The 15,493-nt window shown below is 72.8% G+C and carries 16 protein-coding genes; 11 read left to right on the plus strand and 5 right to left on the minus strand.

The genetic code is table 11. The features are described from left to right. Positions 1-44 precede the first annotated feature (44 nt). The 4 genes from ACIF9R_RS00390 (at position 45) to ACIF9R_RS00405 (ending at position 3,997) form a co-directional block, all read left to right on the plus strand. On the plus strand, positions 45-665 hold the full coding sequence (locus ACIF9R_RS00390; protein WP_399972189.1) for a hypothetical protein: 621 nt from the start codon (positions 45-47) through the stop codon (positions 663-665). After that, entirely contained in the window at positions 665-1,282 is a 618-nt protein-coding gene (locus ACIF9R_RS00395) for a TetR family transcriptional regulator (protein WP_399973006.1), read from the plus strand. Before ACIF9R_RS00390 ends, ACIF9R_RS00395 begins: the two co-directional genes overlap by 1 nt. 185 nt (positions 1,283-1,467) lie before the next feature. Next, entirely contained in the window at positions 1,468-3,711 is a 2,244-nt protein-coding gene (locus ACIF9R_RS00400; RefSeq protein ID WP_399972192.1) for a molybdopterin oxidoreductase family protein, read from the plus strand. A gap of 76 nt (positions 3,712-3,787) precedes the next feature. Continuing rightward, positions 3,788-3,997: a hypothetical protein gene (locus ACIF9R_RS00405; protein ID WP_399972195.1), complete on the plus strand. Its 210-nt coding sequence runs from the start codon at positions 3,788-3,790 to the stop codon at positions 3,995-3,997. A 79-nt stretch (positions 3,998-4,076) separates the two neighbouring features. Here ACIF9R_RS00405 and ACIF9R_RS00410 read toward each other — a convergent pair whose 3' ends face one another. Genes ACIF9R_RS00410 through ACIF9R_RS00420 form a run of 3 tightly spaced genes read right to left on the minus strand, consistent with a single transcriptional unit; the run spans position 4,077 to position 6,003 of the window. Further along, on the minus strand, positions 4,077-4,871 hold the full coding sequence (locus ACIF9R_RS00410; protein ID WP_399972197.1) for a hypothetical protein: 795 nt from the start codon (positions 4,869-4,871) through the stop codon (positions 4,077-4,079). An 11-nt stretch (positions 4,872-4,882) separates the two neighbouring features. Beyond that, positions 4,883-5,764: an XRE family transcriptional regulator gene (locus tag ACIF9R_RS00415; protein ID WP_399972199.1), complete on the minus strand. Its 882-nt coding sequence runs from the start codon at positions 5,762-5,764 to the stop codon at positions 4,883-4,885. Continuing rightward, positions 5,761-6,003 carry a hypothetical protein gene (locus ACIF9R_RS00420; protein ID WP_399972201.1) on the minus strand — a complete coding sequence of 81 codons (243 nt, stop codon included), beginning with the start codon at positions 6,001-6,003 and terminating at the stop codon, positions 5,761-5,763. Before ACIF9R_RS00420 ends, ACIF9R_RS00415 begins: the two co-directional genes overlap by 4 nt. A 603-nt stretch (positions 6,004-6,606) precedes the next feature. Between ACIF9R_RS00420 and ACIF9R_RS00425 the strand changes: the two genes are divergently transcribed. The 3 genes from ACIF9R_RS00425 (at position 6,607) to ACIF9R_RS00435 (ending at position 10,551) form a co-directional block, all read left to right on the plus strand. Further along, positions 6,607-7,950 (plus strand): ABC transporter ATP-binding protein, encoded by a 1,344-nt coding sequence (locus tag ACIF9R_RS00425; RefSeq protein WP_399972203.1) that lies wholly within the window; start codon positions 6,607-6,609, stop codon positions 7,948-7,950. 110 nt (positions 7,951-8,060) lie between these two features. After that, a complete protein-coding gene (locus ACIF9R_RS00430) occupies positions 8,061-9,449 on the plus strand; it encodes an aldehyde dehydrogenase family protein (RefSeq protein ID WP_399972206.1) in 1,389 nt (462 codons plus the stop codon). A gap of 16 nt (positions 9,450-9,465) precedes the next feature. Continuing rightward, the gene (locus ACIF9R_RS00435; protein ID WP_399972208.1) at positions 9,466-10,551 is read left to right on the plus strand and encodes a Zn-dependent alcohol dehydrogenase; all 1,086 of its coding nucleotides are present in this window, start codon (positions 9,466-9,468) and stop codon (positions 10,549-10,551) included. Between the two features lie 330 nt (positions 10,552-10,881). On the opposite strand, the gene ACIF9R_RS00440 is transcribed toward ACIF9R_RS00435, so the two are convergent. Continuing rightward, positions 10,882-11,523: a TetR/AcrR family transcriptional regulator gene (locus ACIF9R_RS00440; RefSeq protein ID WP_399972211.1), complete on the minus strand. Its 642-nt coding sequence runs from the start codon at positions 11,521-11,523 to the stop codon at positions 10,882-10,884. 103 nt (positions 11,524-11,626) lie between these two features. Between ACIF9R_RS00440 and ACIF9R_RS00445 the strand changes: the two genes are divergently transcribed. The 3 genes from ACIF9R_RS00445 (at position 11,627) to ACIF9R_RS00455 (ending at position 14,107) form a co-directional block, all read left to right on the plus strand. Then, positions 11,627-12,778 carry an acyl-CoA dehydrogenase family protein gene (locus ACIF9R_RS00445; protein ID WP_399972214.1) on the plus strand — a complete coding sequence of 384 codons (1,152 nt, stop codon included), beginning with the start codon at positions 11,627-11,629 and terminating at the stop codon, positions 12,776-12,778. A gap of 60 nt (positions 12,779-12,838) precedes the next feature. Next, positions 12,839-13,126 (plus strand): YiaA/YiaB family inner membrane protein, encoded by a 288-nt coding sequence (locus ACIF9R_RS00450; RefSeq protein WP_150153759.1) that lies wholly within the window; start codon positions 12,839-12,841, stop codon positions 13,124-13,126. 336 nt (positions 13,127-13,462) lie between these two features. Next, positions 13,463-14,107, plus strand: a complete 645-nt coding sequence (locus tag ACIF9R_RS00455; RefSeq protein ID WP_399972217.1) for a TetR/AcrR family transcriptional regulator — start codon at positions 13,463-13,465, stop codon at positions 14,105-14,107. On the opposite strand, the gene ACIF9R_RS00460 is transcribed toward ACIF9R_RS00455, so the two are convergent. After that, complete coding sequence (locus ACIF9R_RS00460) at positions 14,098-14,559, minus strand: MaoC family dehydratase (protein WP_399972220.1); 462 nt, start codon at positions 14,557-14,559, stop codon at positions 14,098-14,100. The two genes, ACIF9R_RS00455 and ACIF9R_RS00460, sit on opposite strands and share 10 nt — an antisense overlap. Positions 14,560-14,689: 130 nt before the next feature. Between ACIF9R_RS00460 and soxR the strand changes: the two genes are divergently transcribed. Beyond that, positions 14,690-15,169, plus strand: coding sequence for a redox-sensitive transcriptional activator SoxR (gene soxR, locus ACIF9R_RS00465; RefSeq protein ID WP_399972222.1), 480 nt, complete (start codon positions 14,690-14,692; stop codon positions 15,167-15,169). Positions 15,170-15,493: the final 324 nt, after the last annotated feature.

Raw genomic sequence — 15,493 nt, forward strand, 5'->3', positions numbered from 1 at the left:
TCAGGTGGATCCGCGGGCTCGCACCGGTGTTCTAGGCTCCCGGCATGACGTGGAGGCGGAGGCTGATCACCGCGCTCGCGGTCTGTGTCGTACTGCTGGCCGGATCCGCGGGCTGTGCGTTCCGTGCCCAGGGTGAGGGCGAGGCGTCGTCCTCACCCGGCGGCCGGCTGCTCGACGAGCGGGACGAGGAGGGGCGCCCCTACCGCGAGGTGGACGCGGGGGAGGCGCCCGAGGTGGGTGTGGAGGTCCAGCCCGACTCCGAAGGCGGCTGGGACGTACGGCTGCGCGTGCGCAACTTCCGTTTCTCCCCGGACGGGACGGGCGAACGGGCGGTGGCCGGCCGCGGTATGGCGCATCTCGAGGTGAACGGCCGCCGTGTCGCCCTGTTGCGCACCCCGGAGTACCACCTCTCCAGCGGCTTCGTCCCGCACGGTACGCACGAGGTCACCGCGCGCCTGTACGCGGACGACGGCTCGGTGTGGGCCGTGGACGGGGAGCCGGTGGAGAGCACGGCCGACATCACGGTGGCGCGGGAGACACCGGGCGCGGACCCGAGTGTGGAGCCGATCGCCGGGGCGGCGGTGCCCGGGACGGCCGGGCCGGAGCCGGACGGCCGCGTCCGTGACGGACGGCGGACCTCGCCGGACGGGGCCGGACGGACATGATGAAGCCCGTGCCCGACGCGACCTCGCTCCGCAGGGCGCCCGTGCAGCGGCGCAGTACCGAGCGCCTGGCCAGGATCCTCGACGCCTGCGCCGAGCTCCTCGACGAGGCGGGCTACGACGACCTCAGCACCCGTGCCGTCGCGGAACGGGCCGGGGTGCCGATCGGTTCCGTCTACCGCTTCTTCGGCAATAAGCGCCAGATGGCCGACGCCCTGGCCCAGCGCAATCTGGAGCGGTTCTCCGAACGGGTCACCGAACGTCTCAGGGCCACCGGCGACCAGGGCTGGCGGCACGCCATGGACGTCGTGCTCGACGCGTACCTGGACATGAAGCGCACCGCACCCGGCTTCTCCCTGGTCGACTTCGGCAACCAGATCCCGGTCGGCACCCGCAGGGCCGAACCCAACCACAGGGTCGCCGACCGCCTGACCGACCTGCTCTCCGCCTACCTGGGCCGCGAGGCCGACGAGGATCTGCGCCGCACCTTCCTCGTCGCCGTCGAGACCGCGGACGCCCTCGTCCACCTGGCGTTCCGGATGGCGCCCGAAGGGGACGAGAAGGTGATCGGCGAGCTGCGCGAGATGCTGCGCGCCTACCTGGCCCGGGTGCTGGACTGAAGAGAGGTCCACGGAGAGAAGCCACGGCGAGAAGCCACGGCGAGAAGCCACGGCGAGAGGCCACGGCGAGAGGCCACGGCGAGAGGCCACGGGGAGAGGTCCACGCCACCTCTCCCCAGCATGCGTACCGGTCGGTATGCTCGGTCCGTCCGTGCCCCGCCACCGCCGCCGTACCGGGAGGCCCCGTGCCCCGCACCGCCCTGCGTATCTGCCCCCTGTGCGAAGCCACCTGCGGCCTGACCCTCACCATCGAGGGCGGCAGGGTCACCGGCGCCCGCGGCGACCGCGACGACGTGTTCAGCAAGGGCTTCATCTGCCCCAAGGGTGCGGCCTTCGGCGCCCTGGACTCCGATCCCGACCGGCTGCGCAGCCCGCTCGTCCGCGTCGACGGCGAACTGCGCGAGGCCACCTGGGAGGAGGCGTTCGACGCCGTGGCCGCCGGAATACGGCCCGTCGTCGAGCGGTACGGCCCGCACGCCGTCGGTATCGTCCTGGGCAACCCCAACGTCCACACCATGGCCGGTGCCCTCTACCCGCCCGTGCTGATCGCCGGGCTCGGCACCCGGAGTCTGTTCACCGCCTCCACGGTCGACCAGATGCCCAAACACGTCTCCAGCGGACTGCTCTTCGGGGACGCCCAGCTCATCCCCGTACCCGATCTCGACCGCACCGGGCATCTGCTGCTGATCGGCGCCAACCCCCTGGAGTCCAACGGCAGTCTGTGCACCGCACCCGACTTCCCCGGCCGGCTCAAGGCCCTGCGGGCCCGTGGCGGAACGCTCACCGTCATCGACCCCCGCCGCACCCGCACCGCCCGCCTCGCCGACCGCCACCTTGCCATCCGCCCCGGCACCGACGCCCTGCTCCTCGCGGCGATGGCCCACACCCTGTTCGAGGAGGGCCTCGCCGATCCCGGCGAGCGGGCGCCGCACATCCAGGGACTCGACGAACTCTCCGCCGCCCTCCGCGACTTCACACCCGAGGCCGTATCCGCCGCCTGCGACATCGACGCGGAGACCATTCGCACCCTCGCCCGCGACCTCGCCGCCGCCCCCGCCGCCGCCGTCTACGGCCGCATCGGCAGCTGCACCGTCCCGCACGGCACACTGGCCAGCTGGCTCGTCGACGTCCTCAACGTCCTCACCGGCAACCTCGACCGCCCCGGTGGCGCCCTCTTCCCTCAGGCCGCCACCGACAGGACCCCGCGCCCCGCCGGACCCGGCCGCGGCTTCGCCCTCGGACGCTGGCACTCCCGGGTGCGCCGGCACCCCGAGGCCAAGGGCGAACTCCCGCTGTCCGCCCTCGCCGAGGAGATCGACACCCTCACCGACGAGGGCGAGCCGGTCCGCGCGATCATCGCCGTCGCCGCCAACCCGGTGCTCTCCGCCCCGGACGGCGACCGCCTCGACAAGGCGCTCGACGCCCTGGACTTCATGGTCAGCGTCGATCCGTACCTCAACGAGACCTCCCGCCACGCCGACGTCGTCCTGCCGCCGCCCCCGCCGGCGCAGAGCCCGCACCACGACTTCGCCTTCAACGCCCTCGCCGTACGCAACCAGGTCCGCTACACCCGCCCCGCCGTCCCCCTGGAACCCGGCCGGATGGCCGAGACCGAGATCCTCGCCCGGCTCGTCCTCGTCGCGACCGGTATGCACGGCGCCGACCCCGCCGCCGTGGACACCATGGTGATCGACCGGACCCTCGGCAAGGCGGTCCGGGATCCGCACTCCCCGGTCCACGACCGCGACCCCGGGCACCTGGCCGGCCTGCTCACCGGCGACAACGGCCCCGAACGGCGCCTCGACATGATGCTGCGCCTCGGCCCCTACGGCGACGGCTTCGGCGCCGACCCGGACGGGCTCACGCTGGAGAAGCTGCTCGCCCACCCGCACGGCATCGACCTCGGCCCCCTGCGCCCGAGGCTGCCCCAGCCGCTGAAGACCCGCAGCGGCAAGGTCGAACTGCTCCCGGAGCCGATCGCCGCCGACCTCCCGCGCCTGCGCGCCGCCCTGGAGAGTCGCCCCGGCGGGCTCGTCCTCGTCGGCCGCCGCCATCTGCGCTCCAACAACAGCTGGATGCACAACGTGCCCGCCCTGACCGGCGGCTCCAACCGCTGCACGCTGCACCTCCACCCCGACGACGCCGAACGCCTCGGCGTCCGGGACGGGCAGCCGGTCCGCGTCAAGGGTCCCGGGGGAGAGGTGACCGTCCCCGCCGAGGTCACCGACGCCGTGCGCCCCGGTGTGGTGAGCCTGCCGCACGGCTGGGGACACGACCGCCCCGGCACCCGCATGGGACACGCGGCCGTCGATCCCGGCGCCAACGTCAACCAGCTCCTCGACGGCCGTCTCCTCGACCCGCTGTCGGGCAACGCCGTCCTCAACGGGGTGCCCGTCGAGCTGACCCCGCGGACCGCCGTGCGCACCTGAGAGGATGGCGGGATCACACACAAGTAGGGTCCGGGCGAAGGGATTTCGCCCCCGTACACCTACGGGGAGGGATCCCATGCTCGTCATCGTCCTGAGCGGTGTGCTTCTGGTGGTCCTCGGGGGATGCGCCTGCGTCGTCCGGGCCTCACGGGGCGGCCCGCGCTGGGCGCGCGCGGTGGCGACGGCGACCCTGACGGCGGGCGAACTGGTCCGGGTGGTCCGTCCGCGCGGCAGCGGCAGCGGCGACACGACGAACGGCTCCGACGCCGGGGGCACAGCCGAGTGACCCGCGGCGAGGTGCCGCACGAACGCCGGACGCCCCCTGGGCCACTCGGCCGATACCTCCGGTGCCTCCGGTGTCCGGGTCAGGGCCCGGGGGCCGTGCCGGGTGTCTCCGTGCGCACGGGCAGGGCGGGCGCGGTGGCGCGCGGGGGGCGGGCCTTCCAGGGCGGGGCGGCGCTGAGGAGGAAGCCGACCCGGTCGGCGAACCGGGGCTCGGGGACGGGCAGTTCGATGTTCGGGTAGCGGTGGTAGTGAGGAGTGACCGCGTCGGCGACGTAGTTGGTCAGGGCGTCGACGCGGTGGGGCCGGCGGCGGTGGCCCGGGGCCGCGAGTTCGCTGAGGATACGGAGCACGGTGGAGACTCCGGTGTCGAAGCGGATGTCCGTGGGCGGGCACGTACCGACGACGGTCAGGGTTTCCGCCGCCCCGCCCTCGGAGGTGAGGTCGAGGCCGGTCTGCTGGGCGTAGAAGGCGGCGGCGTGCTGTTCGCCGCGGACGCGGTGGTGCAGGGAGAGGGTGTAGCAGGCCGGAGGGTGGCCGTCACCGGCGGCGTACTGCCACCAGAAGCGGGCGCCGTCCTCGAGGCCGGCGAGGTGGAGGGCGCAGCCCAGGAGCCAGGCGCAGTGGTGGTCGGGAACCTGGTCGGTGAAGAAGTCCAGGACGTCGGGGGTGACCGCGGTGACGGCGGTCTCGCACAGCGTGTGGAGTTGCCGGGCCGCGGCCGGGTCCGTGGGGGCGGTGCCGCCGGGGACGGTGGGCACGGTCGCGGCCGGCAGGTGGTCGGTGCAGACGCCGTCGTCGTGGGGGACGGTGTCGTCGGGGACGTCGGGGTGGTGGTACAGGCGGGCTCGGGCGAGGAGCTGGTCGATGGCAGACATGGCGGGCTGGGTCACTCCCGGGTGTCGGGGATGCCGAGGAGGGCCTCGACGGTGGCGCGGGCGTGGTGGTCGACGGCGTGCGCGATGGCGGGGCTCAGGCCGAGGACGTCGGGGATGCGCTGGTCGGGGATGCCGCACAGGTAGTGCAGGACCGCGACGTCCATCTGGTCGTCCGGCAGGCGGCTGACGGCGTCGAAGAGGTCGGTCAGTTCGGACAGGGCGACCATGCGCCCGGGGTCCTGGTGGGCGCGGATCTCGCGGGTGGAGAAGACCGCGGCGCGCAGATCGGGGCGGCCCCCGTCGCGGGCGGCGCGGAGCATCACGCGGGAGCGCAGCAGGAGCCAGGCGTAGCGGTTGAGGTTCTCGCTGGCGGTGGCCTCCTTCCAGGAGAGCCACAGGATGTCGTTGGTCTCCGCGACGACGCCCCGGGCCCGCCGGTCCGTCAGGAGGAAGGCGCGGGCGTACTCCAGGTAGGGGCGGTGCATGGTCTCGGTGAACGCCTGGTACGGCAGCGGGGGTCCTTCGGCCTCGTGGGCGACTTGCTCGATGCACTGGCGGATCCACTCCGGGCCCTTGTCGGCTTCGAGGGCCGCGGCCTTCCACAGCCGGACCATGGGCGGCGTGGGCATCCCCAGGGCGTGGATCACGCTGAAGGTGATCTCCCAGGGCGGGTAGTAGCCGTTTCCCCGCAGGAGTTCGCTGATCCGGGTCTTGGAGTAGCCGGACCGGTCGACGAGGTCGTCCTGGGTCAGACCGCTGGTGAAGTACACGTTGCGGACGGGTTCGAGCCAGGCGCGGTGCAGCGGGCCGGCGTCGGGGGAGATGGGGGCCGGCGGGCGGCCCCGTCTGACGCTGTGCGGCGGGGGCTGGGCGGCATCGGACGACGGCATCATCGCGGCGCCTCCTGACCGTCCCGCAGCCCGGCCGGACCATCGGCACGGCACGGTACGGCATCCGCGGGACGGGAGCGTCCCTCGGGTGCCGTGAAGGCCTGGACGACCTGCTGTACCAGCAGGCCCAGGGAGGGCAGCAGGACCGCCGCGGCGGCCGCGTGTCCCAGCACGGTCATCACCGTGCTCCACGTGAGGGCCACCGCCAGGACGACGGCGGCCACCACCTTTTTACTCGACATCGCACTCGGTCTCTCTAGCGAACGGCACCAACAGGCTTTCCCTCGGGCGGTGCTGAAGCGCCGTCAGGAAGACAGCCAGGATGACCGCACACGGTCGCCCCACGCTATGTGATCATGGGATTACGGAACAATAAGCTGATCCGCCCCCTCGCGCCACGCCCCGCCACCCGCCCTCCGATGGCGCGCGGGTTCATCCCTTTGAGGGGAAAAACAGCAGTTCTGCTCTGCAATTGCACGCGATCCCTCATCATGGATGTCCCAAGGCGCCACTCGACGCCGCACCACGTGCGGCCCCCTGTGCTGACGAAGAAAGAGGGGGCCGCACGACCCCCGTCCGTGCGCCTCGGCCCGGCCGGTGTGTCGGGTGAGGGGCTTTCGGAACGGTGAGTATTCCTGTCGGCTCACGCCTCCACGGTTTCCCCGCACTCTGAATCGGGACGTCCGCTTTCCCACGGATCGGACGAAAAGCCGAGATCCCGTCCCGCATCTTCCCCCGGGCGCGTACTTTCCGTTAGCTTCCGTGACTCACGCGCCCCGTACGACCCGCACGAGGCGTTCGACCGCGGAGCGCCACCGCCCTGCTGAGCCCCCGGGGGCACCCTCATGACACGCGCCATCTCCCTGAACGACGTGAGCAAGGCATACACGCGGGACGCCCGCGTGGTGGACCGGCTGTCGCTGGACATCACGCCCGGCGAATTCCTCGTCCTGCTCGGCCCCTCGGGCTGCGGCAAGTCCACCGTGCTCAGGATGATCGCCGGACTGGAGGAGATCGACGAGGGCCGGCTGTTCCTGGACGGCGAGTACAGCAACGATCTGCCCCCGTCCGACCGGGACATGGCGATGGTGTTCCAGAACTTCGCCCTCTACCCGAGCATGACCAGCCGTGACAACATCGGCTTTCCGCTGCGCATCGAGGCCCCCGGCGCCGACCCCGCCCCACGCGTCGACGCCACCGCCCGCATGCTCGGCATCGAGGACCTGCTCGACCGCTTCCCCGCCCAGCTCTCCGGCGGCGAGCGCCAGCGGGTGGCCATGGGCCGGGCCATCGCCCGCCACCCCTCCGCCTTCCTGATGGACGAGCCGCTGTCCAACCTCGACGCCAAACTCCGCAACCATCTGCGCGCCGAGATCTCCCAGCTCACCCGCGAACTGGGCGTCACCACCGTCTACGTCACCCACGACCAGTCCGAGGCGATGTCGCTCGGCGACCGGGTGGCCGTACTGCGCGGCGGCGTCCTCCAGCAGGTCGGCAGCCCGCGCGCGGTGTACTCGCTGCCCGAGAACGTCTTCGTCGCCGCGTTCATCGGTACCCCGCGCATCAATCTGCTGCGCGGTCTGGTGCGCGCCCCGCTGGACGGGGCGATGACCATCAGCCTGGGCAAACAGTTTCTGCGGCTCCCCGAACCACTCTCCCTGGACCACCAGTTGCTGCGGGTGCAGCAGGGCAGGGAAGTGATCGTGGGCCTGCGCTCGGAGGCCGTACGGATCGCCAAACCGGCCGCCGCCCGGACCGGTGAGGTGGCCCTCACCGGCCTGGTGGAGCATCTGGAGTTCCAGGGCCACGAGGTGCTCGTCCACTTCAACACCGGTTCGAGCCCCGCCCTGGTCCCCGAACTGGAGGCCCCGCGCCCCGCGCCCGACCGTCCGGACCGGCGTCGCCGCCGCGAGGGCGGAACCGTCATGGAGCGCCTGCGGGTGCGGGCCGGGGCACTGCGTGCCGGGTCCGTGGCGGCGCCGGCCGGGCCCGGAGAGCCGGGCCAGGCCTCCGCCGCCGTGGAAGCGCGCCTGCCCGGTGACCTCATCGTCCGGACCACCCCCGACATCCGGCTCCGGCACGGCATGCAGGTGCCGCTCCTGGTCGATCTCGCCCATCTGTTCGTCTTCGACCAGTACGGCCGGCGCATCTGCCCGAACCCGGACCGGCTGCCCGATCTGGAGGAGTGACGGGAGCGTACGGGCTCACCTCTGGCGCCGGAAAATTATCACCGCTAGTTTAAGTGGCGGAGACGAACCCGAGCAGTCGCTCACCGACGCCCGCCCCCGGAGGAAGCGCGATGAAGGCATACGACGGCATGTACATCGACGGAACCTGGCGCCCCGCCGCGGGACCAGGCGTGATCGAGGTCGTGAACCCGGCCGACGAACAGGTGATCGCCACCGTTCCCGCGGGCACCCTGGAGGACATCGACGCCGCCGTACGGGCGGCCCGCGCCGCCCTCCCGGCCTGGGCGGCCACCCCGCCCGCCGAGCGCGCCGCCCGCCTCACCGCCCTCCGCGACGTGCTCCTCGCCCGCCAGGACGAGATCGCCGCGACCGTGACGGCCGAACTGGGCTCGCCCCTCAAGCTCTCCCAGACCGTCCACGCCGGCGTGCCGGTCGCGGTCGCCGGCTCGTACGCCGACCTCGCGGCGACGTACGCCTTCGAGGAACGGGTGGGCAACTCGACGGTCTTCCACGAACCCATCGGTGTGGTCGGCGCCATCACCCCCTGGAACTACCCCCTCCACCAGATCGTCGCCAAGACCGCCCCCGCCCTCGCGGCCGGCTGCACCCTCGTGGTCAAGCCCGCCGAGGACACACCGCTGGTCGCCCGGCTCTTCGCCGAGGCCGTGCACGAAGCCGGGATCCCGGCCGGTGTGTTCAACCTCGTCACCGGCCTCGGCCCGGTGGCCGGCCAGGCCCTCGCCGAGCACCCGGACATCGACCTGGTCTCCTTCACCGGCTCCACCGCCGTCGGCCGCCGGATCGGCGCGATCGCCGCCGGGACGGTGAAGAAGGTCGCCCTCGAACTCGGCGGCAAGTCCGCCAACGTCATCCTGCCCAGTGCCGACCTGGCCCGCGCGGTCCATGTCGGCGTCGCCAACGTGATGTCCAACTCCGGTCAGACATGCAGCGCCTGGACCCGGATGCTGGTCCATCGCGAGCGGTACGACGAGGCCGTCGAGCTCGCCGCGACCGCCGCCGCCAAATACGGCGACCGCATCGGCCCCGTGGTCAACGCCAGACAGCGGGACCGGGTCCGCGGCTACATCGAGAAGGGCACCGCGGAGGGCGCCCGGCTCGTCGCGGGCGGCCCCGAGGCACCGCGCGAGAAGGGCTACTACGTCAGCCCCACCGTCTTCGCCGACGTCACCCCCGGGATGACCATCGCCCAGGAGGAGATCTTCGGCCCCGTCCTGTCCGTCCTGCGCTACGACGACGAGGACGACGCCCTGCGCATCGCCAACGGCACCGTCTACGGCCTCGCGGGCGCCGTCTGGGCCGGGGACGAGGCGGAGGCGGTGGCCTTCGCCCGCCGCATGGACACCGGCCAGGTCGACATCAACGGCGGCCGCTTCAACCCGCTCGCGCCCTTCGGGGGCTACAAGCAGTCCGGCGTGGGCCGTGAACTCGGCGTGCACGGCATGACCGAGTACCTCCAGACCAAGTCCCTCCAGTTCTAGGGGAGTCGTCACCATCATGGCCGTACGTGCCGCCGTTCTGCCCGCCGTCGGCGCCCCGTTGGAGATCACGGGGATCGACCTGCCCGCGCCCGGACCCGGCCGGGTCCGCGTCCGGCTCGCCGCCGCCGGCGTCTGCCACTCCGATCTGTCTCTGTCCAACGGCACCATGCGCCTGCCGGTTCCGGCCGTCCTCGGCCACGAGGGTGCCGGTACGGTCCTCGCCGTCGGCGAGGGCGTCACCCATGTCTCGCCCGGTGACGGTGTGGTCCTCAACTGGGCCCCGTCCTGCGGCGCCTGCCCCGCCTGCGCGCGCGGCGAGGTCTGGCTCTGCGCGAACGCGCTGGCCGGCGCCGCCGAGGTACACGCCCGCCGCGCCGACGACGGCACCGACCTGTACCCCGGGCTGAACGTCGCCGCGTTCGCCGAGGAGACGGTGGTGCCCGCCTCCTGCGTGCTGCCCGCCCCGGACGGTGTCCCGCTCACCGACGCCGCCCTGCTGGGCTGCGCGGTGCTCACCGGCTACGGCGCCGTCCACCACTCCGCCCAGGTGCGGCCCGGAGAGACCGTGGCGGTGTTCGGCGTCGGGGGAGTCGGTCTCGCCGCTCTCCAGGCCGCCAGGATCGCGGGCGCGTCCACGATCGTCGCGGTCGACGTCTCCCCGGAGAAGGAGGAACTGGCCCGCTCCGCCGGCGCCACCGACTACCTGGTCGCGTCGGACACCACCGCCCGGGAGATCCGCGCCCGCACCGGCAAGGAAGGCGTGGACGTGGCCGTGGAGTGTGTGGGCCGGGCGATCACCATCCGTACCGCCTGGGAATCCACCCGGCGCGGCGGGCGCACCACGGTCGTCGGCATCGGCGGCAAGGACCAGCAGGTCACCTTCAACGCCCTGGAGATCTTCCACTGGGGCCGGACCCTCTCCGGCTGCGTCTACGGAAACTCCGACCCGGCCCGGGACCTTCCGGTCCTCGCCGGGCACATCCGGGCGGGCCGCCTGGACCTGGGCGCCCTCGTCACCGAACGGATCACCCTGGACGACATCCCGTCCGCCTTCGACACCATGCTCGCGGGCAAGGGCGGACGGGCACTGGTGATCTTCTGACAATACGCTGGCCCGCTCGCGCCCGCGGCCCCGTCATGCCCCGGCTCCCCGAGAACCTGGGGTAGGCCGGTGAGCCGGGCCGCGGGCAGTTGCCCCGGTCCCCCGGGAGGCGTCCACCACCGAAGCGCCCGTGGGCGCCTGGGCCGCGGGCCCCGGACGGAGCCGGAGGGGGACGGTTCCCCGGCGTGGCGGGGGGTCCGCCGTCCGCGTCAGACCGGCCCGGAGGCCCGGCCGGCCCGCGGCTGTCCGGGCGCCCTTGCGACGGCGGGCGCCGTCGCCGTGCCGGCGGCACCCGCTGACTTCAGCCCCTCCGGCGGTTCGCCTCAGACCTCAGGTACCCCTCCGCACGTGCTCGTACTGGAGCGCCAGCCCGTCCAGCAGGGCGGCCAGGCCCGTCTCGAAGGCCCGCTCGTCGATCTTCTCCTGCTGCTCGGAGAGCAGATGGGCCTGCCCGAGGTGCGGGTAGTCGGCGGGGTCGTAGGCGCCGGCGTCGTCGACGAAGCCGCCCGCGAAGGAGCCGAGCGCGGAGCCCATGATGAAGTACCGCATCAGCGCGCCGATGGAGGTGGCCTGCGCGGGCGGCCAGCCCGCCTCGACCATCGCCCCATAGGCCGCGTCCGCCAGCCGCAGGGCTGCCGGACGGCGGCCGGGGCCGCGGGCCATCACGGGGACGATGTTCGGATGGTCGCGCAGCGCGCCGCGGTAGGAGACCGCCCAGTCGCGCAGTGCGGTCCGCCAGTCCCGCCCGTCCTCGAACATCGACAGGTCGACCAGCGCGCTCACCGAGTCGGCCACCGCCTCGAGGATCTCGTCCTTGGTGCGGAAGTGGTTGTAGAGCGAGGGCCCGCTCACCCCGAGCTCCGCGGCGAGCCGGCGCGTGGAGACGGCGGCCAGGCCTTCCGCGTCCACGAGCGCCCGGGCCGCTTCGACGATCCGGTCGGTGCTGAGCAAGGGCTTGCGCGGTCGGGCCATGGGGCACATAGTAGGACCGCGAACAGAAACTAGCAGTGCTAATTAAATCGGGTGCGGCCTTCGAAGGCGCACGGCAAGCGGATCTCACGTGGGGTGACTCGGTATGGACCTGGAGCTGAGCGACGAGCAGGAGGCCGTCCGCCGGCTCGCCCGCGACTTCGTGGAACGCGAGGTGGCGCCCCACGCCGCCGCCTGGGACCGCGCCGAGGAAGTCGACCGCGGCATCGTCAGGAAGCTCGGCGAGGTCGGCTTCCTCGGGCTGACGGTCGACGAGGAGTACGGCGGCTGTGGCGGCGACCATCTCGCGTACTGCCTGGTCACCGAGGAACTGGGCCGTGGCGACTCCTCCGTGCGCGGCATCGTCTCGGTCTCCCTCGGCCTGGTCGCCAAGACGATCGCCGCCCGGGGGAGCGAGGAGCAGAAGCGCACCTGGCTGCCGGGCCTCACCTCCGGGGAGTACGTCGGCTGCTTCGGCCTCACCGAGCCGGGCACCGGCTCCGACGCCGGCAACCTCACCGCACGCGCGGTGCGGGACGGCGACGACTACGTCATCACCGGCACCAAGATGTTCATCACCAACGGCACCTGGGCCGACGTCGTCCTGCTCTTCGCGCGCTCCACCGACGCCCCCGGTCACAAGGGCGTCTCCGCCTTCCTCGTCCCCACGGACACCCCGGGGCTCACCCGCCGCACCGTCCACGGCAAGCTCGGTCTGCGCGGCCAGGCCACCGCCGAGCTGGTCCTCCAGGACGTCCGCGTTCCCGCCGGCGCGATGCTGGGGGAGGAGGGCAAGGGCTTCTCGATCGCCCTGGCCGCCCTCGCCAAGGGCCGGATGTCGGTGGCGGCCGGCTGCGTCGGGATCGCCCAGGCCGCCCTGGACGCCGCCGTGCGCTACGCCAGGGAGCGCGAGCAGTTCGGGAAGCCCATCGCCCGCCACCAGCTCGTCCAGGAGCTGATCAGCGACATCGCCGTGGACGTCGACGCGGCCCGGCTGCTGACCTGGCGCGTCGCCGATCTGATCGACCGGGGGCGGCCGTTCGCCGTCGAGTCCTCCAAGGCCAAGCTCTTCGCCTCGGAGGCGGCCGTCCGCGCGGCCAACAACGCCCTGCAGGTCTTCGGCGGCTACGGCTACATCGACGAGTACCCGGCGGGCAAACTCCTGCGCGACGCGCGCGTGATGACCCTGTACGAGGGCACCAGCCAGATCCAGAAGCTGGTCATCGGCCGTTCCCTGACCGGGGTTTCGGCCTTCTGAGTACGCGCCTGAGTATCCGAGCGGATGTGGCCGCGGCCACATCCGCGGAGTCTTGTCACCATGAGCGACACACCGGTCAAGCAGCAGAGCACGGCCGCCTTCTACGGGCAGGCCGTGGCGTCCTTCGGAGTGGCCCTGGGCGCCACCGCGGTCGGCATCTTCAACCTGGAGACCGATGCCTGGGTCCGCGCCTTCCTGGGCATCGCGGTCCTGTACCTCGTCACCTCGGCCTTCACCCTGGCCAAGGTCATCCGCGACCGCCAGGAGGCCGGACAGATCGTGAACCGCGTCGACCAGGCCCGCCTGGAGAAGCTGCTCGCCGAGCACGACCCCCTGCAGAAGCTCTGAGGCGGAGCGCCGGATCCCGTCCCGGCGGAGCGGGCGCGGGGACCGGGGATCCGCGTCGCGCACGGGCGGGCGGAGGGCGACACCCAGCCGCGAGGCGGAGGAGGGCGTCGACGCGGTGGCCCCGAGCCGGGCACTCGGGCTCGGGCGGAGGGGCGGAGCCGCGGGCGGGCGGGCGGGGGAGCCCGGCACCCGACCGGTGCCGCCGGGGCGGGGCCGGCGTCCTTCGGCCGGCGAGGGCTCCCCGACCGGGCTCCGCGATGCTCCGCCGGACCGGCGCTAAGCGCTCGCTCACCCTAGCCGGTATGGTGTTGTCCCTGCCAGCGAATGGGGTGAGCGATGAGTACGGCGGAGGAGACGGCCGGCGGTGAGGCGCAGCCGTGGGGTGAGGTCACGCCCGATGCGGCCCGACGGCTGCTGCTCGCCGCCGTGGAGGCGTTCGCGGAGCGCGGCTACCACGCCACCACGACCCGCGACATCGCGGGCCGCGCCGGGATGAGCCCGGCGGCGCTCTACATCCACTACAAGACCAAGGAAGAACTGCTGCACCGCATCAGCAGGATCGGCCACGAGAAGGCCGTGGAGATCCTGCGCACGGCGGCCCGCGCCGAGGGCACCCCGGCCGAGCGGCTCGCGGACGCGGTCAGCTCCTTCGTCCGCTGGCACGCCGGCGGCCGTACCACCGCCCGGGTCGTGCAGTACGAACTCGACTCGCTCGGACCCGACGCCCGCGCGGAGATCGTCGGCCTGCGGCGCCAGGTCGACGCCGAGGTGCGCGGGATCATCGAGGAGGGTGTGCGCTCCGGCGACTTCGACGTCACCGACGTACCGGGCACCACCCTCGCCGTGCTCTCCCTGTGCATCGACGTCGCCCGCTGGTTCAACGTCGACGGGCCCCGCACCCCCGAGCAGGTCGGCGAGCTCTACGCCGATCTCGTGCTCAGGATGGTCGGGGCCCGGAGGGCCGGCGCCGCTCAGAAGTAGTAGCGGGCCACCGACTCGGCCACGCACACCGGCTTGTCGCCGCCCTCGCGCTCCACGGTGAACGCCGTGGTCAACTGCACGCCGTCCGTCACCTCGTCCACGGCGGTGACCGTCGCGGTGGCTCGCAGGCGTGAGCCGACCGGTACCGGGGCGGGGAAGCGCACCTTGTTGGTGCCGTAGTTGACGCCCATCCGCACGCCCTCGACGGAGATCAGCTGCGGGCCGAACAGCGGCAGCAGCGCCAGCGTCAGATAGCCGTGCGCGATGGTCGTGCCGAACGGGCCCGTCGCCGCCTTCTCCGGATCGACGTGGATCCACTGGTGGTCCCCGGTGGCCTCGGCGAACAGATCGATCCGCTTCTGGTCGACCTCCAGCCAGTCGGTGTACCCCAGCTGTTCACCCACCGCCGCCTTCAGGTCGTCGACGGACGTGAAGATCCTCGGCTCTGCCATGTCCCGGCCTCTCGCGTCACGTAGTAGCAGGCGCATCCGCGTGCGCATGCCTAAGCAACTGCTTAGCATGGTCGGACGGGGAGCCCCTGTCAACGCACCCGGGCGTCGCGGCGTCGGTAGGGTTCGAGGAGTGCACCGGATTCCAGAGAAGATCCACGAGCTCACGGTCGGCCAGCTCGCCGCCCGCAGCGGCGCCGCCGTCTCCGCCCTGCACTTCTACGAGTCCAAGGGCCTGATCAGCAGTCGGCGCACACCGGGCAACCAGCGCCGCTACAGCCGTGACACCCTGCGCCGGGTCGCCTTCATCCGCGCCGCCCAGCGCGTCGGCATCCCGCTCGCCACGATCCGCGCGGCGCTCGCCGAGCTGCCGGAGGAACGAACCCCCACCCGGGACGACTGGGCGCATCTGTCGGAGGCCTGGCGCTCGGAGCTGGACGAGCGCATCCGGCAGCTCAACCGCCTGCGCGACCACCTCACGGACTGCATCGGCTGCGGCTGCCTCTCCCTGGACAGCTGTGTCCTGTCCAACCCGGACGACGCCTTCGGCGAACGCCAGACCGGCTCCCGCCTGCTGACCGGGAACGGGCAGCGGGCACGCGACGACCACTGACCAGGCCGGAGGGCGCGCCACGGCCCGGTCCAGCGGGCCGTTCTCGCTGGTCGGTAGGCCGGTCCGTGGTCCGGGCGGTCTCTCGGACCGGTGCACGGCCCGGTGCCCGGGGTCCGCCGTCCGGTGTCCGTCTCCCGGAGCCGTGGCTCGGACGGCCACCCGCGCCGGGCTCGTGGACCGGCCTCGCGGGGCGCCCACAGGGACCGGCCTTCCGAGGGAGCCCCGCAGGGCCGCCTCGAGGACTGTCCGCCCGGGTCACCGTCCCGCGCCGCCCTCGGCGGGCTGTCTCTTCTAGTCGATCTCCTGGTCGGCCGCTGAGGGCCC

This window comes from Streptomyces sp. NPDC086080 (assembly GCF_044540255.1).
GTDB lineage: Bacteria > Actinomycetota > Actinomycetes > Streptomycetales > Streptomycetaceae > Streptomyces.